The sequence below is a fragment of the Nonomuraea sp. NPDC003804 genome (genome assembly GCF_040610675.1).
Classification (GTDB): Bacteria; Actinomycetota; Actinomycetes; order Streptosporangiales; family Streptosporangiaceae; genus Nonomuraea.
The window spans coordinates 58522-81913 of record NZ_JBEXMT010000041.1; the positions used below are offsets into that span (position 1 = coordinate 58522).

Annotated in this window: 24 protein-coding genes; 13 read left to right on the forward strand and 11 right to left on the reverse strand. The window is 72.4% G+C overall.

Annotated elements, in window-relative coordinates:
* Positions 1 to 4: 4 nt before the first annotated feature.
* From ABZX22_RS39615 to xylB, 4 genes are all read left to right on the forward strand, one after another.
* Positions 5 to 454 (forward strand): MarR family transcriptional regulator, encoded by a 450-nt coding sequence (locus tag ABZX22_RS39615; protein WP_354920458.1) that lies wholly within the window; start codon positions 5 to 7, stop codon positions 452 to 454.
* Positions 455 to 515: 61 nt separating this feature from the next.
* Complete coding sequence (locus ABZX22_RS39620; protein WP_354920461.1) at positions 516 to 701, forward strand: hypothetical protein; 186 nt, start codon at positions 516 to 518, stop codon at positions 699 to 701.
* Positions 702 to 767: 66 nt separating this feature from the next.
* Positions 768 to 1904, forward strand: coding sequence for a xylose isomerase (xylA, locus tag ABZX22_RS39625; protein ID WP_354920463.1), 1137 nt, complete (start codon positions 768 to 770; stop codon positions 1902 to 1904).
* The gene (gene xylB, locus ABZX22_RS39630) at positions 1901 to 3313 is read left to right on the forward strand and encodes a xylulokinase (protein ID WP_354920466.1); all 1413 of its coding nucleotides are present in this window, start codon (positions 1901 to 1903) and stop codon (positions 3311 to 3313) included. Before xylA ends, xylB begins: the two co-directional genes overlap by 4 nt.
* Before the next feature lie 177 nt (positions 3314 to 3490).
* On the opposite strand, the gene ABZX22_RS39635 is transcribed toward xylB, so the two are convergent.
* Both ABZX22_RS39635 and ABZX22_RS39640 read right to left on the reverse strand, forming a co-directional pair.
* The gene (locus ABZX22_RS39635) at positions 3491 to 4336 is read right to left on the reverse strand and encodes a type II CAAX endopeptidase family protein (RefSeq protein WP_354920469.1); all 846 of its coding nucleotides are present in this window, start codon (positions 4334 to 4336) and stop codon (positions 3491 to 3493) included.
* Between the two features lie 640 nt (positions 4337 to 4976).
* Positions 4977 to 5402 (reverse strand): hypothetical protein, encoded by a 426-nt coding sequence (locus ABZX22_RS39640; protein ID WP_354920471.1) that lies wholly within the window; start codon positions 5400 to 5402, stop codon positions 4977 to 4979.
* Positions 5403 to 5533: 131 nt separating this feature from the next.
* On the opposite strand from ABZX22_RS39640, the gene ABZX22_RS39645 reads away from it, so the two are divergent.
* Both ABZX22_RS39645 and ABZX22_RS39650 read left to right on the forward strand, forming a co-directional pair.
* The gene (locus ABZX22_RS39645; protein ID WP_354920474.1) at positions 5534 to 5881 is read left to right on the forward strand and encodes an STAS domain-containing protein; all 348 of its coding nucleotides are present in this window, start codon (positions 5534 to 5536) and stop codon (positions 5879 to 5881) included.
* Positions 5878 to 6594, forward strand: a complete 717-nt coding sequence (locus ABZX22_RS39650) for a glycosyltransferase (protein ID WP_354920477.1) — start codon at positions 5878 to 5880, stop codon at positions 6592 to 6594. Before ABZX22_RS39645 ends, ABZX22_RS39650 begins: the two co-directional genes overlap by 4 nt.
* Before the next feature lie 505 nt (positions 6595 to 7099).
* Here ABZX22_RS39650 and ABZX22_RS39655 read toward each other — a convergent pair.
* From ABZX22_RS39655 to ABZX22_RS39665, 3 genes are read right to left on the reverse strand one after another with little or no spacing between them, the layout of a single operon-like run.
* Positions 7100 to 8056 (reverse strand): hypothetical protein, encoded by a 957-nt coding sequence (locus ABZX22_RS39655; RefSeq protein WP_354920480.1) that lies wholly within the window; start codon positions 8054 to 8056, stop codon positions 7100 to 7102.
* Positions 8035 to 9168 carry a pyridoxal phosphate-dependent aminotransferase gene (locus tag ABZX22_RS39660; protein ID WP_354920483.1) on the reverse strand — a complete coding sequence of 378 codons (1134 nt, stop codon included), beginning with the start codon at positions 9166 to 9168 and terminating at the stop codon, positions 8035 to 8037. Before ABZX22_RS39660 ends, ABZX22_RS39655 begins: the two co-directional genes overlap by 22 nt.
* Positions 9165 to 9809: a PAS domain-containing protein gene (locus tag ABZX22_RS39665; RefSeq protein ID WP_354920485.1), complete on the reverse strand. Its 645-nt coding sequence runs from the start codon at positions 9807 to 9809 to the stop codon at positions 9165 to 9167. The genes ABZX22_RS39660 and ABZX22_RS39665 overlap by 4 nt, the downstream gene beginning before the upstream one ends.
* Before the next feature lie 187 nt (positions 9810 to 9996).
* On the opposite strand from ABZX22_RS39665, the gene mptB reads away from it, so the two are divergent.
* Positions 9997 to 11436 carry a polyprenol phosphomannose-dependent alpha 1,6 mannosyltransferase MptB gene (gene mptB / locus ABZX22_RS39670; protein ID WP_354920488.1) on the forward strand — a complete coding sequence of 480 codons (1440 nt, stop codon included), beginning with the start codon at positions 9997 to 9999 and terminating at the stop codon, positions 11434 to 11436.
* Here mptB and ABZX22_RS39675 read toward each other — a convergent pair.
* Positions 11336 to 13552: a hypothetical protein gene (locus ABZX22_RS39675; RefSeq protein WP_354920490.1), complete on the reverse strand. Its 2217-nt coding sequence runs from the start codon at positions 13550 to 13552 to the stop codon at positions 11336 to 11338. The two genes, mptB and ABZX22_RS39675, sit on opposite strands and share 101 nt — an antisense overlap.
* A 68-nt stretch (positions 13553 to 13620) precedes the next feature.
* On the opposite strand from ABZX22_RS39675, the gene ABZX22_RS39680 reads away from it, so the two are divergent.
* From ABZX22_RS39680 to serS, 4 genes are all read left to right on the forward strand, one after another.
* Positions 13621 to 14808 (forward strand): glycosyltransferase 87 family protein, encoded by a 1188-nt coding sequence (locus ABZX22_RS39680; protein ID WP_354920493.1) that lies wholly within the window; start codon positions 13621 to 13623, stop codon positions 14806 to 14808.
* Positions 14809 to 14821: 13 nt separating this feature from the next.
* On the forward strand, positions 14822 to 15235 hold the full coding sequence (locus tag ABZX22_RS39685) for a DUF4446 family protein (RefSeq protein ID WP_354920496.1): 414 nt from the start codon (positions 14822 to 14824) through the stop codon (positions 15233 to 15235).
* A 13-nt stretch (positions 15236 to 15248) separates the two neighbouring features.
* Complete coding sequence (gene pheA, locus ABZX22_RS39690) at positions 15249 to 16169, forward strand: prephenate dehydratase (RefSeq protein WP_354920499.1); 921 nt, start codon at positions 15249 to 15251, stop codon at positions 16167 to 16169.
* A gap of 110 nt (positions 16170 to 16279) precedes the next feature.
* On the forward strand, positions 16280 to 17542 hold the full coding sequence (gene serS, locus ABZX22_RS39695; protein WP_354920502.1) for a serine--tRNA ligase: 1263 nt from the start codon (positions 16280 to 16282) through the stop codon (positions 17540 to 17542).
* Between the two features lie 80 nt (positions 17543 to 17622).
* Here the strand turns inward: serS and ABZX22_RS39700 are convergent, their stop codons facing one another.
* Together ABZX22_RS39700 and ABZX22_RS39705 are read right to left on the reverse strand one after the other, a co-directional pair.
* On the reverse strand, positions 17623 to 18552 hold the full coding sequence (locus ABZX22_RS39700; RefSeq protein ID WP_354920505.1) for an aminoglycoside phosphotransferase family protein: 930 nt from the start codon (positions 18550 to 18552) through the stop codon (positions 17623 to 17625).
* 145 nt (positions 18553 to 18697) lie between these two features.
* Complete coding sequence (locus ABZX22_RS39705) at positions 18698 to 19243, reverse strand: TetR family transcriptional regulator (protein ID WP_354920507.1); 546 nt, start codon at positions 19241 to 19243, stop codon at positions 18698 to 18700.
* Between the two features lie 90 nt (positions 19244 to 19333).
* Here ABZX22_RS39705 and ABZX22_RS39710 point away from each other — a divergent pair, with 90 nt between their 5' ends.
* Positions 19334 to 20476: an FAD-dependent oxidoreductase gene (locus tag ABZX22_RS39710; RefSeq protein ID WP_354920510.1), complete on the forward strand. Its 1143-nt coding sequence runs from the start codon at positions 19334 to 19336 to the stop codon at positions 20474 to 20476.
* A gap of 82 nt (positions 20477 to 20558) precedes the next feature.
* On the opposite strand, the gene ABZX22_RS39715 is transcribed toward ABZX22_RS39710, so the two are convergent.
* Positions 20559 to 20762 (reverse strand): cold-shock protein, encoded by a 204-nt coding sequence (locus ABZX22_RS39715; protein WP_354920513.1) that lies wholly within the window; start codon positions 20760 to 20762, stop codon positions 20559 to 20561.
* A 222-nt stretch (positions 20763 to 20984) separates the two neighbouring features.
* Between ABZX22_RS39715 and ABZX22_RS39720 the strand changes: the two genes are divergently transcribed.
* Positions 20985 to 21794 (forward strand): Cof-type HAD-IIB family hydrolase, encoded by an 810-nt coding sequence (locus tag ABZX22_RS39720; RefSeq protein ID WP_354920516.1) that lies wholly within the window; start codon positions 20985 to 20987, stop codon positions 21792 to 21794.
* Here the strand turns inward: ABZX22_RS39720 and ABZX22_RS39725 are convergent.
* Together ABZX22_RS39725 and ABZX22_RS39730 are read right to left on the reverse strand one after the other, a co-directional pair.
* On the reverse strand, positions 21785 to 22300 hold the full coding sequence (locus ABZX22_RS39725; RefSeq protein ID WP_354920519.1) for a bacterial proteasome activator family protein: 516 nt from the start codon (positions 22298 to 22300) through the stop codon (positions 21785 to 21787). The two genes, ABZX22_RS39720 and ABZX22_RS39725, sit on opposite strands and share 10 nt — an antisense overlap.
* Before the next feature lie 52 nt (positions 22301 to 22352).
* Positions 22353 to 23321, reverse strand: a complete 969-nt coding sequence (locus tag ABZX22_RS39730; RefSeq protein ID WP_354920522.1) for an NAD(P)H-quinone oxidoreductase — start codon at positions 23319 to 23321, stop codon at positions 22353 to 22355.
* Positions 23322 to 23392: the final 71 nt, after the last annotated feature.

Below are 23392 nucleotides of genomic sequence, written 5' to 3' on the forward strand. Positions count from 1 at the left end.
GAGCATGACCCGATGGCTGGACGACGACGAGCAGCGCACCTGGCGCAACTACCTGGCGGCGACCCAACTCCTCCAGGAGGCGCTTGACCGGCAACTCCAGCGCGAGGCCGGCATGCCGCACACCTATTACATGATCCTCGTGGCGCTCTCCGAGTCACCCGGCCGCTCCATGCGCATGCACGAGCTGGCCCGCAGGGCGCAGGCCTCCCAGAGCCGCCTGTCCCACGCGGTGGCCCGGCTGGAGGAGCGCGGCTGGGTGCGGCGCAACCCGTGCGCGGCCGACCGGCGCGGCAACATCGCCGAGCTCACCGACGACGGGTTCGCGGCCCTGGCCGCCGCCGCCCCCGGACACGTCGAGGAGGTACGGCGCAGCCTGTTCGACGCGCTCACCCCCGAGCAGGTCACCCAGCTCGACGAGATCTCCGCGGCGGTGCGGAAAACGCTGGAGTCGTAGCGCGAAACTGTCGGCGGCACGCCGTACCGTACCCCGGGGATATCCACGAGAAGGGCGAGCCATGTACGACGACAAGCAACTCTTCCAGGCGGTCCACATGATCGCGGCCAGGTTCGCGGGGCAGCCGGTGCCGGTCGTGATGGCCGCCCTCAGCACCCATCTGCCCCAGGCTCCCGGCATCTCCGCGCCCGAGATCCGCAGGATCGCCGAGGAGATCAGCGTGGGGCGCGACCCCTCCGGCCTGTGAGGTCTTGACCTCGATGGACATCCCGTCACACGATTAGGCGGTAGTCCAAACTAATTGGGAGGCGCCATGTACGAGCCCACCCCCGCGGACCGGTTCACCTTCGGCCTCTGGACGGTTGGCTGGCAGGCGCGCGACCCGTTCGGCGACGCCACCAGGGCGCCGCTCGACCCGGTGGAGAGCGTGCACCGGCTGGCCGAGCTCGGCGCCTACGGGGTCAGCTTCCACGACGACGACCTGCTGGCCACCGAGCCCGACCGCGAGAAGGCGGTGACGGCCTTCAGGAAGGCGCTGGGCGAGACCGGGCTGAAGGTGCCGATGGCCACCACCAACCTGTTCACCCACCCGGTGTTCAAGGACGGCGCCTTCACCAGCAATGACCGCGACGTGCGCCGGCACGCCATCCGCAAGGTCATCCGCAACCTCGACCTGGCCGCCGAGCTGGGCGCGACCACCTACGTGTGCTGGGGCGGTCGCGAGGGCACCGAGTCCGACGCGGCCAAGGACATCAGGTCCGCGCTGGCCCGCTACAAGGAGGCCATGGACATCCTGGCGTCCTACGTGATCGACAAGGGCTACTCCATCAGGTTCGCGATCGAGCCCAAGCCCAACGAGCCGCGCGGCGACATCCTGCTGCCGACGATCGGCCACGCACTGGCGTTCATCAACTCCCTCGAGCACCCTGAGATGGTGGGGCTCAACCCGGAGGTCGGCCACGAGCAGATGGCCGGGCTCAACTTCGTCCACGGCATCGCGCAGGCGCTGTGGCACGGCAAGCTCTTCCACATCGACCTCAACGGCCAGCACGGTCCGCGCTACGACCAGGACCTGGTCTTCGGCCACGGCGACGTGAAGAGCGCCTTCTTCCTGGTCGACCTGCTGGAGCACGGCGGCTACGACGGCCCGCGCCACTTCGACTACAAGCCCGCGCGCACCGAGAACGCCGCCGACGTGTGGGTGTCCGCGGCGGCCAACATGCGCACGTACCTGATCCTCAAGGAGAAGGCCGCGGCGTTCAGGGCCGACCCCGAGGTGCGGGAGGCGATGGCCGCCAGCAGGGTGTCCGAGCTGGCCGTCCCCACCCTCGCGCCTGGCGAGACCTACGACGACCTCCTGCGCGAGGAGGCGCCCGACGCCGCGCGCGGCTACCACTACAGCCGCCTCAACCAGCTCGCGCTCGAACACCTGCTGGGCGTGCGGACATGACTCTCGTCGCGGGGATCGACTCCTCCACCCAGAGCTGCAAGGTCGTCGTCAGAGACGCCGACACCGGCCGTCTCGTACGGCAGGGCCGCGCCGCCCACCCCGACGGCACCGAGGTCGACCCTGCCCGCTGGTGGAACGCGCTCGAGACGGCCGTCGCGCAGGCCGGCGGCCTCGACGACGTGGCCGCCGTCAGCGTCGCCGGCCAGCAGCACGGCATGGTCTGCCTCGACGAGTCGGGGCAGGTCGTGCGCGACGCGCTGCTGTGGAACGACACCCGCTCGGCCACCTCCGCCGCCGAACTGGTGGCCTCGACGGGGGCGCAGGCGTGGGCCGAGGCGGTGGGCAGCGTGCCCGTGGCCTCGTTCACGATCGCCAAGCTCCGCTGGCTGGCCACCCACGAGCCGCAGCACGCCGCCCGCACCGCGGCCGTGTGCCTGCCGCACGACTGGCTCACCTGGCGGCTGGCGGGCGCTGCAGGGCTGGAGGGCCTGGCCACCGACAGGGGCGACGCCTCAGGCACCGGCTACTGGTCGCCCATCACCGGCGACTACCGCCCCGACCTGCTCGAGGCCGCCTTCGGCGCGGTCCCGCTGCTACCCCGCGTTCTCGGCCCGCACGACTCCCCCGGCGTCACCGGCGCCGCCGGCCTCCCACCGGGGATCCGCCTGGGGGCGGGCACGGGCGACAACATGGCGGCCGCCCTCGGCGTCGGCGCCCTGCCCGGTGACGTCGTGGTGTCCGTCGGCACGTCGGGCACCGCGTTCGCGGTCGCCGACACACCCAGCCGCGACGCCAGCGGGATGGTGGCGGGCTTCGCCGACGCCACGGGACGCTTCCTGCCCTTGGCGTGCACGCTCAACGCGGCCAGGGTCCTCGACGCGGCGGCCGCGATGCTCGGCGTCTCGCTGGACGATCTCGGCTCGCTGGCCCTCCAGGCGCCGCCGGGGGCCGAGGGGCTGACGCTGGTGCCGTACCTGGAGGGCGAACGCACCCCCAACCTGCCCGAGGCGACGGGCGCCGTCCACGGCCTGCGGCTGTCCACGTCGACACCGGCCCACCTGGCGCGGGCGGCGGTCGAGGGCATGCTGTGCGGCCTCGCCGACGCCCTCGACGCGCTCGGCATGTCGCCGGAGCGGATCCTGCTCATCGGCGGTGGCGCCCGGTCGACGGCGGTCAGGCGGATCGCCCCCACCGTGTTCGGGCGGCCCGTGATCGTCCCGCCGCCCGGCGAGTACGTCGCCGACGGGGCCGCGAGGCAGGCGGCATGGCTGCTGTCAGGGGGCGCGGAGCCGCCCACGTGGTCGGTGGGGACACCCGAGGTCCACGAGGCCGACGTCACCCCGGGGCTGCGCGAGCGCTACGCGCAGGCCAGGCGGATGACGTTCGGCGGCGAGCAGCCGACACGCTGACACCTCCCGCCCGCGGGGCCTCACCGACGGGGGCCCACCGACGCCGGACCTCGGTCGCAGAGGCTCACCGACGCCGGACCTCGGTCGCTGGGGCTCACCGACGTCGGACCTCACGACCTCGGGACCTTCCTCACCGACGCCGGACCTCACCGACGGGAGTCGCACCGGCACCGGACGTCACGCCTGCGGGACCTCACCGGCAGGGGCCTCGCCGACGCCGGACCTCGGTCGCGAGGCCCCACCGGCGGAGGCCTCGCGGCCGCGCCACCGCGTGCCTGCGCCGAGTGTCACCGCGACCGCGACGGCCGTCACGATCACTCCGGTGACGACCGGGTCGAAGTGCGAGCCGTCACGTGGGAACAGGGCGATGCCGAGGTTGGTCATGGCGTGCACGACGATGCTGGTCAGGACGCTCCCGCCGGCGTTGACGTAGACCCGGACCATGACCACCCTGAGCGCGACGGTCATCAGGAACTGCCCCGCCACCCAGCCGGGAGCGTGCGTCTGGGCCCACGGCACGACATGCCACAGGCCCCACACCGCCCCGATGACGACACCGGCGACCGTCGCGCCCCATCGAGCCCGCAGCGGATCGACGGCGTACCCCATCCAGCCCAGCTCCTCGGCCGCGGCGGCCACCAGGAACAGCACAAGCAGCACCGGCACCGACGCCCACGAGATGGCGGCCGGGGGCAGCGCGTCCCCTCGCAGCGACAGCACGCCGTACGACAGGAGCAGCACCGCGGGCATCAGCAGCACGGCGACCGTGAGCCAGGCCCTCGACTCGATCTTCCGGTGGTCGACCGCCCTGCGCAGCAGCTCCCCGACGCCCGCGCGGCCGTGCTCCCGCGCCGAGAGGATCACCGCGGCCACGAGCGGCGCCACGAACATGAGCGCGCTCACGGGCAGGCCCATCGGCATGCCCTCGGGACTCTCGACCAGCGCGCCGACCACCCAGAACGGCAGCGAAAGCCCGAAGATCAGCACGAATAACGCCGGCGGCGACTTCCTTCGGACGTTCACGCGACCTCCAGCCTCTGCCCCTCGATGATGCTACGAGGCGGCCTGCCCGGCCCGTCCACCACCCGACCCGCACCTGGCGTCAACCGCCGGACCCGCAGCCCCGCGCCTCGCATCCCACGTCACCGAGCAACCGGCAACCCGGGGCCGACGGGGGTTCGCCAGGTCTGCACGCGAAGATCGTCGCCTCGACCGGCGAGCAGGCGCGGAACCGGATCCGGCGGTGACGGCGGGCCGTGGACGTGGAGGCGGGGCGCTGGGCTTCAGGTGGTACCACGTGGGCGCGAAATCCGTGGGGGGAGAAGCAGCGCGGGTGCCTGCGAGTCGGGCAGCCGATGTCCGGCCGGAAGGGCTCAGGCCGCGGCCAGCGGTCCTCGATCCGCCGGGTTCCCGAGCAGGAGCCCCGGTCCCGGCGAGCCGTGCTGTCTGAGGAGGAGCCGCGTTCCTGACAGAACGCGTTCCTGAGGTGGAGCAGCGTTCCCGGGTGGAGCAGCGTTCCCGGGTGGAGCAGCGTTCCCGAGGGGAGGCCGCGGTCCCGGGGAGTCGTGCTCCTGGGGAGGAGCCGCGGTCCCAAGCGGAGGCCGCGATCCCGGGAGTCATGCTCCTGAGGAGGAGCCGCGGGCCCGAGAAGGGGGCCGGCCCGTCAGGCCGACTCCGGCAGGCCGCACGTTTCGGCGAAAGAGTCGGTGAACGCCCGGAAGGTCGGGCACGGCCAGCGCCACATGCAGCTGCGGCACCGCAGGATCGGATGCGCGGCGTCACTGGTGATGCCGCCCGCGTCGCGCGGCTGGTGCAGGTCGATCAGGCGCAGACCGAGCTGCGTGAAGGTGATCAGATCGTCGCGGGCGTCGGCGAGGAAGTCGAGATCCTCGGACGCCAGCCGGGTACGGACGGGGACGAACCCATCCAGATTGACCAGACCGCGCAGGCGGCTGGTCTCCTCTCGCCATGAGGCGGACTTCTCTGCGCGGATCAGCAAAACCTCCAGGTGTTCACGTAGTCGCCGGCGGCGCGGGTCTTCTAGGTGATCATCAGTCATCGAGTTCTCCCCCTCGACATGCCTGGCCACGCCCCTGTTTCATAGCGTCAAGCTTCGCGTACTCTGCGTTTTCATGGGGCCGAAACGGGGGACAAAAACCCGACCTCCCCCTATCGGCGTGAGAACGTGACCCAGAGCCTCAGCGCCGCTAGCCTGCCCATGTGGAGCTCAAGGTCTCGACTCGATCACATGCCGGCCACGCCCTTGTGGAGATCGCCGGTGAAATCGACCTGTACACGGCGCCCCGCCTGCAGTCGGAGTTCACCCGGCTGCTGCAGGAGGGGCCCAGCCGTGTGGTCATCGACATGTCCCTCGTGGATTTCTGCGATTCCACGGGGATGAACGTGCTGCTCTCGGCGCTCAAGCGGGTGCGGGAGCGGGGCGGGCAGCTGGAGGTGGCCGCGCCGCGGCCTGCCGTACGGAAGATTCTGCAGGTCACGGGCCTCGACTCGGTCTTCACCGTGCACGAGGAAGTCCCCGAGGAGCTGCTGATCTCCGAGGGCTCGTGACCGGCGTAGCGGTCGTCATCCCGGCCAAGGATGAGGCCGAACGCATCGGCGCGACCGTGGCCGCGGCCACGAAGCTGCCGGGCGTCGACCTCGTCGTGGTCGTCGACGACGGCTCGACCGACCAGACGGGCAGGGTGGCGCGCGCGGCGGGTGCCAGGGTCGTACGGCACAGCCGCAACCGCGGCAAGGCCGGGGCCATGGAGAGCGGCGCCGAGGCGGTACGGCTGCTCGACGGGCCGACGCCTCGGCACCTGCTGTTCCTGGACGCCGACCTCGGCGACACCGCGCGCGCCGCCTCCGCACTGGTGGAGCCGGTGCGCGCGGGAGAGGCGGACATGACCATCGCGGTCTTCGCCACCCGGGTCAAGCTGGGCGGTCACGGCATCGTGGTCCGGCTGGCGCGCGACGGGATCAAACGGGCGTCAGGGTTCTCGGCGGCCCAGCCGCTCAACGGCCAGCGTTGCCTGACGCGGGACGCCTTCGAGGCGGCCCGCCCGCTGGCGCATGGGTTCGGCGTGGAGACGGCGCTGACCATCGACCTGGTGCGCAAGGGGTTCCGGGTGGTGGAGGTCGAGGTGGACATGGCGCACCGCGCGACCGGGACCGACTGGCGGGCCCAGCTGCACAGGGCCAGGCAGCTCAGGGACGTGGCGCGCGCGCTCGCCACCCGGGAGCCGATCATCAGGGACAACCTGGCCAAGATCCGCCTCTGAGGTCGCCTGCCCCGCGGATCCCGCCAGCCGTTCCGCGGCCGGCCCCTTCCGCGTCCCGGCCGCCCGCGCCCCCGCGCACCGCCGCCGTTCCGCGGCCGGCCGCCGCCGCTTGCCCGCGCACTGGGCTGCCTGTGCGCCGCGGCCCCACGCCGCCCGGGCGCCGCCGCCGTCCACCGGTATGACGCGCAAACCCCGCCGCCCGCCCAGCACCCCGTCGATACCCCGCCCGCACGCCGCACGCACGCGCCCCACAAGCACGCCACCCGCACGCACGCGCCCCATAAGCGCGCCCCACAAGCACGCCACCCGCACGCACGCGCCCCACAAGGACACCATCCGAACGTAAGTGCCCCGCAAGCAACGCACGCGCCCCGCACGAGCGCCATCCGCACGCACGCCGCGCTTTCCGGAACCCCGCCACGCACGCACGCATGCTGCCGTCTGCGGGCCCGTCGTCCGGGCTGTTCGTGTACGGGGTTCCGGGCGGGGCGGTGAAGAGTGGTGGCTAGGGGGCGCTGTTGATCAGGGCCGAGGCGAGGGCCGCGTCGAGGGCGCCGACGCCGGTGAGGTCGGCGACCGTGACGGCCGTGGCCGATCGCCGCACCGGGCCGGCCAGGACGGCTCCCGCGGCCGTGTCGGCGTGTTCGGCCACCGCCCCCGCTCGCACCGCGTGGCCGTAATCCCCGTGGTGCAGGCACTGGGCGTGGTCGTCCGTCACGATCGTCTCCGCCCGGCGGAACAGGTCGGCCGGTAGTTCGTTCTTGTGCGGCATGTCCGCGCCGACGCCGGTGACGTGGGCTCCCGGCCTGACCGCCGCGGCGTCCAGCACCGGCGCGGTGGCGGGTGTCGTGGTGATGACGATGTCGGCCCCGGCCGCCTCGCCGGCGGAGGCGGGTCTGGCCGCGTACCCGCGCTCGCCGAGCCAGTCGCACAGCGCGGCCGCCTTGGCCGGGGTCCTGCCGTGGACCAGCACCCTGGTGAGGGGGCGCAGCATGCCCAGCCATTCCACCTGCAGCCTGGCCTGCTCGCCGGTGCCGAACACCCCTACCGTGTCCGCGTCGGCCCTGGACATCGCGTGGGTGACGAGCGCGCCCGCGGCCGCCGTACGCCAGGCGGTCAGCCGTCCCCTGTCGTCGAGGACGGCCCGCACCTCGCCGGTGTGCGCGCTGACGACGCAGACCAGCCCGTGGTTGGTCGGAAGGCCGCGGTCGGGGTTCCGGTAGAACCCAGAGATGATCTTGACGACGAAGTCGTCGGCGCCGGTGATCCACCCCGCCTTGACGTGGCAGTCGCCTTCCGCCTCGGGGAAGTCCAGGTGGAGGGGCGCGGGTACGGTGGTGCGGCCTTCGGTGTGGGCGATGAGCGCGGCGCGAACGGTGTCGAGGACGGTGGCCGGTCGGGCCGCCGCCTCCAGCGCTTCGAGGCCCAGGACGGTGACGGTCATCGGCGGCCGCGCAGCCATGCCGCGAGGGCGTCGAGCGCGGGCTCGGGATCGCGACGCCCGACGCCGATGCGGAACCGGTCGGCGGGCGTCGCGGTGAGCTCGGAACGGTAGATGCCGGCCGGCAGCAGCAGGACCCCCGCCTGTTCGACCAGGTCGGTACAGAAGGCTTCCACCCCGTCGCGGCCCAGGTAGCGGGGGTAGGCCACACAGCCGCCGTCGGGCGCCCGCCACTGGAACAGCTCGCCGAACTCGGCGAAGAACGCGTCGAACACCGGAAGGTTGGCGGCGATGATGCCGCGGTTGCGGTCCAGGATCCGCTCGCGGGCCTTGACGGCGATGCGGGCGAGCACCTCGCTCGGCGCCGAGTTGCAGATGGTCGTGTAGTGCTTGGCGCGTTCGAGCCGCGAGCGCAGCTTCCTGTCGCGGCAGACGATCCAGCCGATCCGCAGTCCTGGCATGCCCAGCGACTTCGAGGTGACGTTCAGCGACAGGGCGCTGTCCGACAGGTCGGCCGCCTGCGGCAGGGTGCGGGAGGGGTCGAGTTCGAGCCCGCGGTAGACCTCGTCGCTGAACAGGTGGATCCCGCGCTCGTCGCACAGCCGGGCCAGGCGGGTGAAGTCCTCCGCGTCGATGATCTTCCCGGTCGGGTTGTTGGGGAAGTTGACGGACACCACCCGGGTGTTCGGGCGGAGGGCCGCGACGACCTGGTCCAGGTCCAGTGCCCAGTCGCGTTCCGGGTCCAGGGCGACGCCGGTCACGTCGCACAGCGAAAGCGGCACGGTCTCGGCGGACTGGTAGTTGGGCGTGACGACGACCGCGTGGTCACCGGGCCCGAGCAGGACCTGCATGGCCACGTACAGAGCCTCTTCGGCGCCCGCGAAGCAGATCACGTCGTCGGCGTCGGCGTGGGTGTAGGTGTCCGCGACGGCCTGCCGCAGGGCCGGGTCGCCGAAGGTCTCGGTGTAGCCGAGCGACAGCGTCTCCCAGGCGTGGCGGTCCTGGTCGTCGGCCAGCGCGAGCAGTTCGGTCATGGTCATCGTCTGGGCGTCGGAGGCCGTCAGATGGTGGCGGGCGGTGAACTCCCAGCGCGAGAAGTAGGTCTCCAGCCGGAAGTCTGGCAGTCGGGTCACGAGTCGTTCCTTTGCACCTTGAGCTCGGCGAGCAGGGCGTAGAGGGTGGAGCGCGACACCTTGAGCGCGCCGGCGACGACGGGGGCCGCCCGCCGTACGGCGAACACGCCCGCGGCGTCGAGCTCGGTGAGGACGGCGAGGCGGTCCTCACGCCCGAGGCGTTCGACCGGGCGGCCGCGGTCGCGGACGAACGAGCCGATGATCTGGTGCACCCGCTCGACCCAGTCCTGTTCGAACAGCGCCTCGGGACGCGGCCGCACGGGTGCGGCGAAGCCCGCCAGCAGCGCGGCCGCCTGGTCCAGCGGGGTGCGGTCGAGGTTGACGCACAGGAGGGCCGACGGCCGCCCGTCGGGATCGCGCAGCACGGCGCTGACCGACGACAGCCGGCGGCCGTCGGCGAGCAGCTTCTGGTACGGGCCGTAGACGTCGTGGGCCGACGGATCAAGGCCGTCCAGCTCGCCCAGCAGGGAGGGGTCGCCGGCCGTGCGGTTGCTCGTCGGGTTCCAGATGGCCAGCACCTGGTCACGTGCCACGTCGTGCAGGACCACTTCGGCGTAGGGGCCCAGCAGCAGGGCTATCGCCTGGCACACCGGCGCCCATGTTCGCACGCGCGGGTCCGCGTCATCCGCCACCATCTCCATGTTTGGACTATACGTCCAGACTGGACATTCAGTCCAGACACGGGGGCGCCCGTGGCCGGCGGGCCCGGTGGCAGCGGGGCCGAGGAAGCGCTGAGACCGGGGGAGCCGCTCGGTCCGAGGTTCGCCGCGGAGGGGCGCGGTGTGGGGTCCGGGCGCGAGAGCGGCGATGATGTGCTGGAATTTCCGGGTGACATCGCAGGCGGGAACCGAGCCGAGGCCAGGGTTGGCCACGTTCGCCGCCCCCCTGCTCGTCGGCGTGTCGGTCCTGCTGACGGTCACGATCGGGCTGCTCGGCCCCTCGGCGATGGTCCCCGGGCTCGCCGGTCCCGCCTGGCAGCCGCCGTACTGGGTGGCCGCCGCCCCCGCGCCGCACCTCGTCATCGCGCTCGGCGCGACGGCCGTCGTCACCGGCGGGCTCGGGCTGGCCGTCGGGCTGCTGCACCTGCGCTGCGGCGGCCGGCTGCCCGCGCGCGGACTGGTCATGGCCGGGTACGGCGCCGCCGTGGTGCTCGCGTTCCTGCCGCCGTCCGGCTCGGCCGACCACCTGAACTACGCCGCCTACGGGCGCATGGTCACGCTCGGCCTCGACCCCTACGCCCACGGCGCGGTCGACCTGCCCGGCGATCCCGTCGCGGCGGCGGTGGAGCGACCCTGGCGCGAGGAGCCCAGCGTCTACGGGCCGGTCGCCACGGCGGTCCAGGCGCTGGCGAGCTGGATCGGCGGCGACTCCGTCCGGTTGACGATCTTCGTCCTGTCGCTCGTCAACGCCGCCGCGTTCATCGCCACCGGGCTGCTCCTCGACCGTTTCACCCGCGCCGACCCCGTGCTGCGGTCACGGGCGGCGCTGCTGTGGACGGCCAACCCGCTCCTGCTGTACCACCTCGTCGCCGGGCTGCACGTCGACACGCTGGCCATCGCCTTCATGGTGGCCGCGCTGATGCTGAACGGCACACCCGCGGCCGGGGCGATGCTCGGGCTCGGCGTGGCGGTGAAGCTCAACGCCGGCATCGTGGCGCTCGGCCCGGCATGGGAGCTGCGCCGCCGTCCCGGGCGCCTGGCCCTGGTCGCGGGGACGGCGTTGGCCGTGGCGGCGGCGGGCTACCTGTGGGCCGGCGCCCACGCCTTCGACCAGGTGAGCAGGGCGGGCAAGGCCATCTCGCTGGCCTCCTACTGGCGGATCGTCCAGGGCTGGCTGCAGGCCGTCGTCGGCACGGGCAGCGCGTACCGGGGCGAGATCCAGGTCGGCGCGTTCGTCGTGATGGGGCTGCTGGCGTGGGCGCTGTTCAGGCTCCAGCGGCCGCCCGCCGACGCGGTCAGGGTGGCGGCGGTGCTCGTCGTGGCGTACGTGTTCGCCACGCCGTACATCCTGCCCTGGTACGACGGGCTGGCGTTCGCGCTGGTGGCCATGTGGGCGGTGGCCGGGGTCGAGCTCTTCCTCGTCGCCCACCTCACGCTGCTGTCGCTGGCCTACCTGCCCGCCAGGGTCGACGGCCAGCCCGCCGACCTGGCGTGGCTGACGACGGTCGTCAGGGCGCAGGTGGTGCCGTGGCTGCTGCTGGCGCTGACGGCGGCTCTGGCGTGGTGGGCGTGGCGAGCTGGAGGGCGCGCACGCAGGCGGCCAGCGTGAGCGGCACCGCGACCGTCAGCGCCATGGCGGGGATCGCGATGCCGGAGTCGTTGACAAGGAACCCGACGAAGGCGCACGTCAGCGCCCCGAACAGCCCGGCACGCAGAGTGGGCGCGAAGCCGTAGGCGCGGCCGAGCGCCGAGGCCCCCCACCGCGAGGGCCGGTCCAGGACGAAGAACAGGAAGGCCAGCGCCACCAGCGACAGCAGGGTCAGCTGCCAGTTGCCCACGGTGATGCCGATCATCGAGCTGAACTTCCGCCACACCACGGCCGGCGCCTGCCCGTCGATGATCTGCTGGACGAACGTGCCGAGGTGGGTGCGCTGGTCGGCGGGCCGCAGCCAGTCGGCGAAGGCGATGGCCCCGATGAGGGCGGCGCCGGCCAGCCCCACCAGCAGCAGCTTGACCAGCGACACCCGGCGGCCCGACAGCAGGATGAGGAAGACGGCCAGCCCGATCACGAACGCCGGCACCCCGCCGAAGTCGGCGCCCCAGCCGGGCCAGCCGTCGGTGAACACGGCGAAGCCCCCGTAGGCGGCGCACAGCAGCACGACCAGCGGCCTGGACAGGCGGCCGAGCAGCCAGGAGGCGACACCGGCCAGCGCGAGGATCGTGCCGGTCGCGCACACGGCGAAGGCGATGTTGCTGAAGCCGTAGAAGCGGCCGCCGGTGACGGGCTCGTAGCCGGTGACGGCGTTGACCTGCAGCCGGGACCCGGTCATGACGTCGACGACCAGCGCCAGCGAGGTGATGCCGGCCACGACGGTGAGCGGCCCGAGCACGTGGGACCGCCAGGGGCCGGCGAAGGCGAGCCCGGTGATGATCCCGGCGATGGCCACGATGGTGACGATCACGGCGAGCATCGGCCCGCCCACGCTCCACCACGGCACGAGCTGGGCCAGGAAGGTGGACACCGCGACGGACCCGCTCAGCACCGCGACCACCTGGACGGCGACGAGCACCCGTGAGGCGGCCGCGTCGGGCACGGCGGCGGAGGCGGCCCCGTCAGGTACGGCGCCGGAGGCGGCCGACCTGCGGCGGCGCAGGACGATCGCGGCGACCGCGTAGAAGAGCACCTGAACCGCCACGAAGACGGCGAAGAACGGCCCTCTCACCTCGCGCAGCGTCTGGCTGGCCCGGTTCTGGTCGGTGAGCGTGGCGGCGGTCTCAGCGACGGTGGGCGGCGCGGCGCCGTCGTTCTCCCACGTCCTGCCGACCACGCCGGTGGGGCGCTCGACGCCGAGCAGGCGCAGCGCGGTCGCGGTCACGTCGGTGATCGTGACGAGCCCGTCCTGGCGGGTGGAGGCGGCGGTCAGCAGGCCGTGGCGGAACGGCGCGCCCTCGGCGACGGCGACGTGGAGCTGGGCGGCTCCCGAGGTGTCGGACAGCCCGGCGACGAGGATCGTGGTGCCGGGCGGCAGCCGGTCGACGAAGGCGCCGATCTGGTGGTCGGCCTGGGCGGCGGCCGTCAGCCGTTGCGCCGGGTCGAGGTCGGCGGGGACGCCGTCGGCGTCGCGCGGCTGGGTGTTCCAGACGTCGGCGAACGCGCCGGCCTCCATCACCAGCAGGTCGAAGTTGGCGGGATCGGTCAATTCCTCGGGGGTCGCCGCGTAGTGCGGCACCCGCCCCGCCCTGTCGGCCGCGGCCAGCGCCGCGCCGGGCCCGACGGCCGCCACCCTGCCTCCCGCGTCGGCGACGGCCTGGCCGAGCGTGCCCGGCACCGCGTCGTAGCCGGTCGTCCCCTGGAAGGCGGTCAGCTCGGCCCAGCCAGGGACGACCCCGCCGGCGGGAGGACGGGGCAGCTCGCAGCCGGGCGCCCCGGCCCGCTGCCCGGCCGACACCGTCAGCCACCCGGCCATCGGGCACGCGGTGCCCCGGTTCGGCGGCGGCACCACCCGCGTCGACAGCGACGCGGACGCGCCCTCGCCGACCAGCCGCCACAGCGTCGGGGTGAGCCTGGCGTCCAGCACGTCGCTCCACTGCAGCCCCGGCACCCCGATGAGCGCCACCCGCCCCCGCGCGGTCGCCCCGGCCGCCGGTGAAGGGCTCGCCACCAGGACGGTGGCGAGCACGGCGAGCAGGCCCAGGCACAGGCGTGCCAGGGTGCGGTGCGGCATGGCGGGACCCCCGTGGTCGTAGCAGTCGGCGCGCTCGATCGGTAGCAGCCACGGTAACGTGCCACATCGTGACAGGTGGTGCAGTGCCCGCGCTCGGGCGACGATGGTGGCTGTGGCCGCTGGCCGTGGCGCTCGTCGCGCTGGCGGTCTGGCCGCTGGTCGAGACGTGGCTGACCAACGCCGACGACCAGCGCCTGGTCGACCTCGACGTCTACCGTACGGGCGGGCAGATGGTGCTGGAGGGCCGGCCCGTCTACGACTTCTTCACCCCGGCCCCGCAGTTGCTGCCCTTCACCTACCCGCCGGTCGCGGCGCTGCTGGCCGTACCGCTGGCGTGGATGTCGTGGGAGACCGCGCAGTGGGTGTGGACGGCCGGGATCTACGCCGCGCTGGCCGTGACCGTGGGCTTCGCCTTCCGGCCGGTCGTCAACAGGAACCCGCTGGTGTTCGCGTTCCTGATGGTGGCGTGCGCGTACCTGATGCCGATCCGCGACCAGGTGCGCTTCGGGCAGGTGGACATCCTGCTGGTGGCGCTGTGCCTGGCCGACTGCGCGGCGAAACGGCCGTGGTGGCCGCGCGGGCTGCTGATCGGCCTGGCCACGGCGGTGAAGCTCACCCCCGGCGTCTTCCTGATCTACCTGCTCGTCACCCGGCAGTGGAAGACCTTCTGGATGGCGACGTTCAGCACGGCGCTGTTCACGCTCATGCCGTTCGCCGTCATCCCCCGCGACGCGGTCGACTTCTGGTTCAGGGCGCTGCTCGACCCCGAGCGCCTCGGCGCCAACGCCGCCACCACCAACCAGTCGATGCGGGGCATGCTCATCCGGCTCTACCTCGACCCCACGCTGACGTCGGTCCTCTGGATCGCGCTCGTGGCCGTCGTCGGCTGGTACGGCTTCCGCTTCGCCAGGCAGGCCCTCGACAGGGGCGACCTCATGACCTCGGTGGCGCTGGTCGGGCTGATGGCCGTGCTGCTGTCGCCCGTGGCGTGGATCCACCACCTGGCCTGGGTGGTGGTCGTCCTCGGCGCGCTGGTCGGCAACGGCCACGACGTCGTACGGCTGCGCGTGGCGGTCGGCGTGTGGCTCTACTACGTGCTGCCGATCCCGTGGTGGGGCGTGGCGATCAAGGCGGCGGAGATCCCCGTCGTGAGCCCGGTCGTCGGGAAGATCGTGCAGAACGCCTTCGGGCTCGGCGCCGTCGCGCTCGTCTGGCTGCTTGGCGTCTGGTTGCCCAAACGGCGCCAGATCTTGTGACACTCTTGGTGATGTGCTGATTACTCTCTGGCTCGTCGTGGGCGTCCTCCCCGGGGTCAGTGGCGCCGTCATCGGCTGGCTCGCGCTCAGGCGGGCGCGCGAGGCCCTCGACGACTGCCGGCGGATGCTCGCCCGGCAGGCCGCCGGCAGGGGTGACCTCAAGGCGATCCGCGACGTGGCGGTCTACCGCTACGACGCGCTCCAGGAGATGACCGGCCGCCTCTCGTTCTCGATCGCCATGATCAACGGCCTGGGCGACGGCATCGTGCTCACGTCCATCAACGGCCGCTCCGAGACCCGCACCTACGTGCGTCCGGTGGTCGGCGGCAAGGGCGCGCAGCCGCTGTCACCCGAGGAGGAAGAGGCCGTGCGCGCGGCCAGGCTCGGCCTCGGACCCGAGTTCGAACCACAGATGGCGAGGCGTTGACTACCCTGTAGTCATGTCTCGTCTCGCCTATCTCGGGCCGGAGGGCACCTTCACCGAAGAGGCCCTGCGGCTCATGGCGCCCGACGCCGAGCGCCTGCCCTGCGCCACCGTCAGCGCGGCGCTCAACGCCTGCCGCGCCGGCGAGGCCGACGGGGCGGTCGTCCCCCTGGAGAACTCCCTCGAGGGCGCGATCACCTCGACGCTCGACGAGTTCGCCTGGGGCGAGCCGCTGCTCATCACGGCGGAGCTGCTGCTGCCGGTGCAGTTCTCGCTGCTGGCCAGGCCCGACACCGAGCTCAGGCACATCAAGCGCGTCTACACCCACCCGGCCGCGATCACCCAGTGCAGGGGCTTCATCGCCAGGGAGCTGCCCGACGCGGTCGTCGTCGCCGCGCCCTCCACGGCCGCCGCGGCCCAGGAGGTGTCGCTGCCGGGCTCGCCGTACGACGCGGCGATCGCGGCGCGCATCGCCGGTGAGCACTACGGCCTGGTCGAGATCGCCGCCAACATCGGCGACAGGTCCGACACGGTGACCCGCTTCGTCAGGGTCGCCCGCCCGGGGCCGCTGCCCGAGCCGACCGGCGCCGACCGCACCACGCTCGTGGTCTTCCTCACCGACGACCACCCTGGCGCGCTGCTGGAGATGCTGACCGAGTTCTCGGTGCGCGGGGTCAACCTGACCCGCATCGAGTCGCGCCCCACGGGCGAGGGCATCGGGCGCTACTTCTTCCACTTCGACTTCGAGGGTCACGTCGCCGACGCGCGGGTCGGCGAGGCGCTGTCCGGCCTGCACCGGGTCTGCGGCGAGGTGCGCTTCCTCGGCAGCTACCCGCGGGCCGACGGGGTCGCCCCCCAGGCCAAGAGGGGTACGGCGGACGCCGACTTCGCCGAGGCCGGCGACTGGCTGGCGCGCATCCGGTCGGGCCGGGTCTGACCGGCGTCCCTCGGCGCCACCAGCGCGTGCCGCATCCCGTCCGCCCGGGGGTGCCGTACCAGATGAGAAAGCGGGCGCGGGCGGAGGTGACGGGTCGGTAGCCTTGGGGTGTGATTGACCTGCGTACCCTTCGTGAGGACCCCGACCGGCTACGGGCTTCGCAGCGTGCCCGCGGTGAGGACGACGCCGTCGTCGACACGCTGCTCGACCTGGACGAGCGCCGCCGCGCCGCGCTGACCTCGTTCGAGTCTCTGCGCGCCGAGCAGAAGTCCATGGGCAAGTCGGTCTCCAAGGCCTCGGGCGAGGAGAAGCAGGCGCTGCTGCAGCGGGCCAAGGACCTCGCCGGCCAGGTCAAGACGGCCGAGGCCGAGGCTGAGAAGCTCGCCGCCGAGCTGGAGGAGCTGCTCGGCACCATCCCCAACATCGTCTCGACCGAGGCGCCCCACGGCGGCGAGGACGACTACGTCGTGCTGGAGACCGTCGGCGAGCCGCGCCAGTTCGACTTCGAGCCGCGCGACCACCTGGAGCTCGGCGAGCTGCTCGGCGCCATCGACATGGAGCGCGGCGCCAAGGTGTCCGGCTCGCGCTTCTTCTTCCTGCGCGGCGTCGGCGCGCGGCTGCAGCTCGGAATGCTCAACATGGCCATGCAGCAGGCGATCGAGTCGGGCTTCATCCCGATGATCACGCCGGTGCTGGTCAAGCCCGAGACCATGGCCGGCACCGGTTTCCACGTCGCCCACGACAAGGAGATCTACCGCCTGCCCGACGACGACCTCTACCTGGTCGGCACCTCCGAGGTGTCGATGGCGGGCTACCACGGCGACGAGATCGTCGACGGCGGGCAGCTGCCGCTGCGCTACGCGGGCTGGTCGTCGTGCTTCCGGCGCGAGGCGGGCTCCTACGGCAAGGACACCCGCGGCATCATCCGCGTCCACCAGTTCGACAAGGTCGAGATGTTCTCCTACTGCAGGCCGGAGGAGGCCGAGGCCGAGCACCTGCGGCTGCTCGCGTGGGAGAAGGAGATGCTGGCCAAGATCGAGGTGCCGTACCGCATCATCGACACCGCGGCGGGCGATCTCGGCATGTCGGCGGCGCGCAAGTTCGACTGCGAGGCGTGGATCCCGACCCAGGGGCGTTACCGCGAGCTGACCTCGACGTCCAACTGCACCGAGTTCCAGGCGCGCAGGCTGGGCGCCAGGTTCCGCGACAAGGACGGCAAGCCGCAGTTCCTGGCCACCCTCAACGGCACGCTCGCCACCACCCGGTGGATCGTCGCCATCCTGGAGAACCACCAGCAGGCCGACGGCTCGGTCGTGGTGCCCAAGGCGCTGCGGCCTTACGTGGGCCTCGACGTCCTGGAGCCGGCCAAGTAGCCCGCCCGCGGCCCCGCGCGCCCGTCGCGCGGGGCCGTCACGCTCAGCGGCCCCGCGCCTGTCGCGCGGGGCCGACGTCGTCATCCCCGTACGGCAGGGGCCGCTCGGTCCAGCAGGGCCGTGGCGATGGCGACCTGGGCGGGCTCGAACGCGCCCCTGCCGTCCTCGATGTCCCACAGCGCGTTCTGCAGGACGCGGCCGAGCGTCCAGCCGGTCGCCCGCTGCCGGTCCAGGCCGAGGGCCTCGGTCAGCAGGTCGAAGCGGCGCAGCACCGTACGCTCGACGTCGCCGGTCGCCGCCACCTGATCCCAGCGGATGTCCAGCGCCGGCAGCAGCTCGAACCCGGGGTCGCCGGCCAGCGGTTCGGGGTCGATGGCCAGCCAGGTCTGCCGCTCCCCTGCCAGGACGTTGCCGTCGTGCAGGTCCCAGTGCAGCAGGCGGTCGCCGGCTTCACCGGCCAGCTCGGCCACGGCGGCCGCGCAGGTGCGCAGCAGCCGCTGCTCGGCGGGGTCGCGCAGGGCCGTGACGGCCTGCGGTACCTCGTCGAGCATGGCGGCGGCGATGTCGGCCAGCCGCCGCAGGCCGGCCGGAGCCGGTTGCGCGGTCAGGCGGGCCATCAGGTCGGCGAGGACCGGCATGACCGCGTGGTCGCCGGGCACCGTCGCCAGTGTCCTGGCCGCGTCCAGGCGTTCCAGCAGCTGGGTGCCGCTCTCCTCGTCGTGGTCGAGCAGGCGCACGATGCCGTCGCCGTTCCAGGCTCGCAGGCCGGTGGCGACGCCCGCGGTCTCCTCCCTCAGCTGCTGCAGTTTGAGGACGGCGGGCGTGCCGTCGGCCCGGCGCACGGGCAGGACGAGCGAGGCCATGCCGTGGGCGGCCGGGCCGTCGGGGCGCAGCTCCCAGCGCTCCAGCAGGTCGCCGCCGAGGCGGGGGAGCGCGGCGAGCCAGGCGCGCGCCTCGGCGCCGTTGGCGCCGTAGGACGCGGCGAACGCGTCGGGGACGTCGATGGTCATGAGTGAGGTGTCTCCTTCGTCGGGCCGGAGTCGGATGTGACAGGCGGGCGAAGGATGTCGCGGGGGTGCCCGGGGTCCGGGCAGGCGTCAGAGCATGTCTCCACCCTAGGCGACGTCGATCACCTTCGCGCCAGCCGGGCGGCGGTCAGGCGGTCAGGTAGCGCTGGAGGGTGGGACCGAGCCAGGCGACGATCTCGTCGTGCGTCATGGCGACCACCGGCGGCAGCCGCAGGATGTAGCGGGCCAGCGCCATGCCGAGGATCTGGGAGGCCGCCAGGCCGGCCCGGACGGGTGCCGAGGCGGGATCGGGGCACAGGCGGGCGGCCACGGGCGCGAGCTGGGCGGCGAAGATCTCCCGCATGCGCCCGGCGGCGGCCTCGTTGGTGACACCGGTACGGAGCAGCACCTGGAGCGCCTCGTCGGCCTCCCACAGCGACAGGAAGTGCCTGACCATCGCGGCCCCCACCTCCTCGGGGGCCGTCGCGGTCAGGTCGGGGAAGCGCAGGTCGATGTGGGCCGCCGCGGCGAACAGCTTCTCCTTGGCGCCGAAGTAGCGCATCACCATGGCCGGGTCGATGCCCACGTCCGCGGCGATGGCCCTGATGGTGGCCTTCTCGTAGCCGTCGGCGGCGAAGCGTTCCCTGGCGGCGGCCAGGATCGCCGCCTTGGTGTCCTCGGACGTTCTCCTCATGTCAACAACTGTAGGCCAACAAGTGTTGACATGCCACTCGCCGCGGGGTCATAGTGATGCCAACAAGCGTTGACCGGAAGGAAGTGCGAGATGAACACCAGCACGGACGTCCTCGTCATCGGCGCCGGCCCCACCGGGCTCGCCGTCGCCGTGTCCCTCGCCCAGCAGGGCTTCGACGTCACCGTCGCCGACGACCAGGCCGAGGGGGACAACACCTCCCGCGCGGCCGCCGTCCACGCCCGCACCCTCGAGGTGCTCGAACCGCTCGGCGTCACCGCGACCATGACCGCGCGCGGCATCCACTCCCCCCGCTTCACGATCAGGGACAGGGACAGGGTGCTGGTGCCCGTCGACTTCCGGCGGCTGCCGACCGCCTACCCCTACACGCTGATGATCTCCCAGGCCGACACCGAGCGGATCCTGCTGGCCAGGCTGGAGGCGCTCGGCGGGCGCGTCGCCAGGCCGTACCGGCTGGTGGGGCTGGAGCAGGACGGCGAGGGCGTCACGGCGGCCTTCGACGACGGCAGCCAGGTGCGGGCGAGGTATCTCGTCGGGGCGGACGGCATGCACAGCACAGTGCGCGAGCAGGCGGGCATCGGCTTCACCGGCGGGACGTACGCGGAGTCGTTCTCCCTGGCCGACGTACGGCTGCGCGGCGGCGTCCCCGCCGACGAGGTCGAGCTGTTCTTCTCCCCCGAGGGCCTGGTGGTGGTCGCGCCCCTGCCGGGAGGCGCGTTCAGGATCGTGGCGACGGTCGACCAGGCGCCGGACAAGCCGGACGTGGCCTTCGTGCAGCGCCTGCTCGACCTGCGCGGCCCCGCGAAGGAGCCGGTGGTGATCGAGGAGGTCGTCTGGGGATCGCGCTTCAGGGTGCACCACAGGGTCGCCGACAGCTACCGTGCCGGGCGCGTGGTGCTCGCGGGCGACGCCGCCCACGTGCACAGCCCGGCGGGCGGGCAGGGGATGAACGCGGGCCTGCAGGACGCGGCGGCGCTCGGCGAGGCGCTGGGCGAGGCGCTGCGGACCGGCGCGGAAGGCCCGCTGGACGGCTACGCGGCCCGGCGGCGGCCTGCGGCCGAGCAGGTGGTGAGGTTCGCCGGGCGGCTCACCGGGCTGGCGACGGTCGGCAGGCGGTGGCGCCCGCTGCGGAACGTCCTGCTCAGGATGCTGGCGGTGCTCCCGGTCTTCAGGAAGAGGCTGGCGTGGCGGCTGTCGGGCCTGGTGTACCGCTGAGCGCCGGGGACGGCCACGAGGAGGCGGACACGAGAAGAGCGGAGACCTGGATGGTCCCCGCTCTCAACTCGTAGCTATCAGGTCAGACAGCGCGAACCTGGGAGGCCTGCGGCCCCTTCTGGCCCTGCGTGATCTCGAACTCGACCCGCGCGCCGTCCTCGAGGCTGCGGTAGCCGGAGCCGACGATCTCGGAGAAGTGCACGAACACGTCCGGCGCACCGCCGTCCGGGGCGATGAAGCCGAAGCCCTTCTCGGCGTTGAACCACTTGACGGTTCCCTGAGCCATAAAAGCTCTCCCTCAGGATGTGAATCTATGGGACCCGCACCTCGCGAATCCCGGTGTGTCGTACAGCAAGCACCCGGGGTGGCTCAGACAATCTCGTGCCGGTTTTCACTTCGGGATCAGCTAATACAACGCCATCACATCTAACACCATTCCGCCGCGTTGGTGTTCCCGTGCCAGGAAGATTTCTGGACTGCGGCCGCACAGTGCAAACTGGAAGCTGTTATGCCGAGCCACTCTCCCGCCCCTCGACTCGTCGCCACCGACCTCGACGGGACCGCCCTCCGCGCCGACGGAACCGTGTCCTCGCGCACCGCCGCGGCCTTCGCCGAGGTCGAGCGCGCCGGGGCGATGCTGGTCTTCGTCACAGGCCGTCCGCCCAGGTGGATGCAGGTGGTCGCCAACGCCGTACGGCACCGCGGACTGGCCATCTGCGCCAACGGAGCGCTGCTCTACGACCTCCACACCGAGCGGATCGTGGAGTCCCACCTCATCGAGGCCGACATCCTCGAAGAGGTCGTCGCTCAGCTTCGAGCGAACGTCCCCGATCTGACATTTTCGGTCGAGTACGAAGGCGGATTTGCGCACGAGTCGGATTTCCGGCTCAGCGGCATCGACAGCAAGGCCGTGGCGGGGCTGCGAGTCGGCACCTCGACGCTCACCTCACGCCCCTGCGCCAAGCTCCTGGCCCTTCATCCCGGAATGGACCCCGACAGCCTCCACGCGGCCGTCCACGAGCTTGTCGGCCACCTGGTGACCGCCACCCACTCCAGCGGCAGGGCACTGGTCGAGATGAGCGCTCAGGGCGTGACGAAGGCCTCCGCCCTCGCCACGCTGTCGGCGGCGCACGGGATCGAGCCCGACGAGGTCATCGCGTTCGGCGACATGCCGAACGACCTGCCCATGCTCGCCTGGGCAGGCATCTCCTACGCCGTGGCCAACGCCCATCCCGACGTGCTCGCCGCGGTCGACCACGTGACCGCGGCGAACGACGACGACGGCGTGGCGGCGGTGCTGGAAGAGCTCTACAGGTAGGGGCCGGAGCCGCTGGCCCGCTGCGCGTCCTGCTGCGTCAACCCGCCGGGCAGCGCCTTGCGCATCTGCTCCAGCTGGGCACGGGCCGCCATCTGCTGCGCGAAGAGGGTGGTCTGGATCCCGTGGAACAAGCCTTCAAGCCATCCGACGAGCTGGGCGTGGGCGATGCGCAACTCGGCGTCACTCGGTGGGGTGCCGTTGTCGTCGGTGAACGGCAGCGACAACCGCTCGAGCTCCTCGACCAGCTCGGGGGCGAGACCGTCCTCGAGCTCCTTGATGGAGCTCTCGTGGATCTCCTTCAACCGCTTGCGGCTGGCCTCGTCGAGAGGCGCCGCCCTGACCTCTTCCAACAGGGTGCGGATCATGCTGCCGATGCGCATCACCTTGGCGGGCTGCTCGACCAGGTTGGTGATCGACCGCTCGTCGTGCGCATCACTATCGCCCTGGGCGCTGATGCCCTCGGGTCCCACCACCACGATGTGGGGGGTGTTCTCCTCAGCGTTCATGCCCTCAAACCTACCTGCAACTGGCGCAGGTGCCTCGTGGTAGCCGAAGCTCCTACTCCTCGGGACGGGCCTCCAGCAGGATCTTGCCCACGTGCGACCCGGAGTCGAGAAGCTCGTGGGCGCGGGCGGCCTCGGCCATCGGCAGCCGGGCGTGCACGACGGGCCTGACCGCGCCCGCCGACACCAGCGGCCACACGTCGGACACCACCCCGCGCACGATCGCGCCCTTCTCGTCCACCGGCCTGGAGCGCAGCGTGGTGCCGTGGACGGCGGCGCGCTTCCTGGTCAGCGCGTGCAGGTCGAGCTCGCCCCTGGCGCCGCCCTGCAGCCCGATCACGACCAGGCGCCCGCCGGTCCTGAGCGCCTTGACGTTCCCCGGGAGATACCTGGCGCCCATGATGTCGAGGATCACGTCCGCCTGGACCTTCTCCGCGAAGTCCTCGGTGCGGTAGTCGATCGCCTCGTCGGCGCCCAGCTCACGGCAGCGCTCGGCCTTCTCCGGCGACCCGACCGTCACCACCACGCGCGCGCCGAACGCCTTGGCGAGCTGGATCGCGGTCGTGCCGATGCCGCTCGCGCCGCCGTGCACCAGCAGCGTCTCGCCGCGCCGGAGCCTGGCCGTCATGAAGACGTTCGACCACACCGTGCAGACCGTCTCGGGCAGTCCCGCCGCCTCTGTCAGCGACAGCCCGCCGGGCGCGGGCATGACCTGCTGCCACGGCACGGCGACGCGCTCGGCGTAGCCTCCGCCGGCCAGCAGCGCGCAGACCCGGTCGCCGACCTCGAACCCGACGACGTCGGGGCCGGCCTGGGAGATCACCCCCGAGCACTCCAGACCCGGATAGGGCGAGGCGCCGGGCGGCGGGTCGTAGAAGCCCAGCCGCTGGATCACATCGGCTCTGTTGACCGCGGAGGCCGTGACATCGATCACGACTTCGCCCCGCTCAGGACGAGGGTCCGGCACCTCCCGCCACTCCAGAACCTCAGGTCCACCGGGCTTGGTGATGACAATCGCTCGCATGCGACCCACCGTAGCCGGGCACGGAACTTGTGGGTTGGCTGCATTCAACGGAACACAGGGCGTTAATCTGC

Coding starts and splice junctions, on each gene's coding strand:
- xylA (WP_354920463.1), top strand. CDS start 768: ATGTACGAGCCCACCCCCGCGGACCGGTTCACCTTCGGCCTCTGGACG.
- ABZX22_RS39655 (WP_354920480.1), bottom strand. CDS start 8,056: ATGGCTGCGCGGCCGCCGATGACCGTCACCGTCCTGGGCCTCGAAGCG.
- ABZX22_RS39615 (WP_354920458.1), top strand. CDS start 5: ATGACCCGATGGCTGGACGACGACGAGCAGCGCACCTGGCGCAACTAC.
- ABZX22_RS39620 (WP_354920461.1), top strand. CDS start 516: ATGTACGACGACAAGCAACTCTTCCAGGCGGTCCACATGATCGCGGCC.
- pheA (WP_354920499.1), top strand. CDS start 15,249: ATGTCTCGTCTCGCCTATCTCGGGCCGGAGGGCACCTTCACCGAAGAG.
- ABZX22_RS39715 (WP_354920513.1), bottom strand. CDS start 20,762: ATGGCTCAGGGAACCGTCAAGTGGTTCAACGCCGAGAAGGGCTTCGGC.
- xylB (WP_354920466.1), top strand. CDS start 1,901: ATGACTCTCGTCGCGGGGATCGACTCCTCCACCCAGAGCTGCAAGGTC.
- ABZX22_RS39665 (WP_354920485.1), bottom strand. CDS start 9,809: ATGGAGATGGTGGCGGATGACGCGGACCCGCGCGTGCGAACATGGGCG.
- ABZX22_RS39730 (WP_354920522.1), bottom strand. CDS start 23,321: ATGCGAGCGATTGTCATCACCAAGCCCGGTGGACCTGAGGTTCTGGAG.
- ABZX22_RS39725 (WP_354920519.1), bottom strand. CDS start 22,300: ATGAACGCTGAGGAGAACACCCCCCACATCGTGGTGGTGGGACCCGAG.
- ABZX22_RS39705 (WP_354920507.1), bottom strand. CDS start 19,243: ATGAGGAGAACGTCCGAGGACACCAAGGCGGCGATCCTGGCCGCCGCC.
- ABZX22_RS39720 (WP_354920516.1), top strand. CDS start 20,985: ATGCCGAGCCACTCTCCCGCCCCTCGACTCGTCGCCACCGACCTCGAC.
- ABZX22_RS39710 (WP_354920510.1), top strand. CDS start 19,334: ATGAACACCAGCACGGACGTCCTCGTCATCGGCGCCGGCCCCACCGGG.
- ABZX22_RS39700 (WP_354920505.1), bottom strand. CDS start 18,552: ATGACCATCGACGTCCCCGACGCGTTCGCCGCGTCCTACGGCGCCAAC.
- ABZX22_RS39675 (WP_354920490.1), bottom strand. CDS start 13,552: ATGCCGCACCGCACCCTGGCACGCCTGTGCCTGGGCCTGCTCGCCGTG.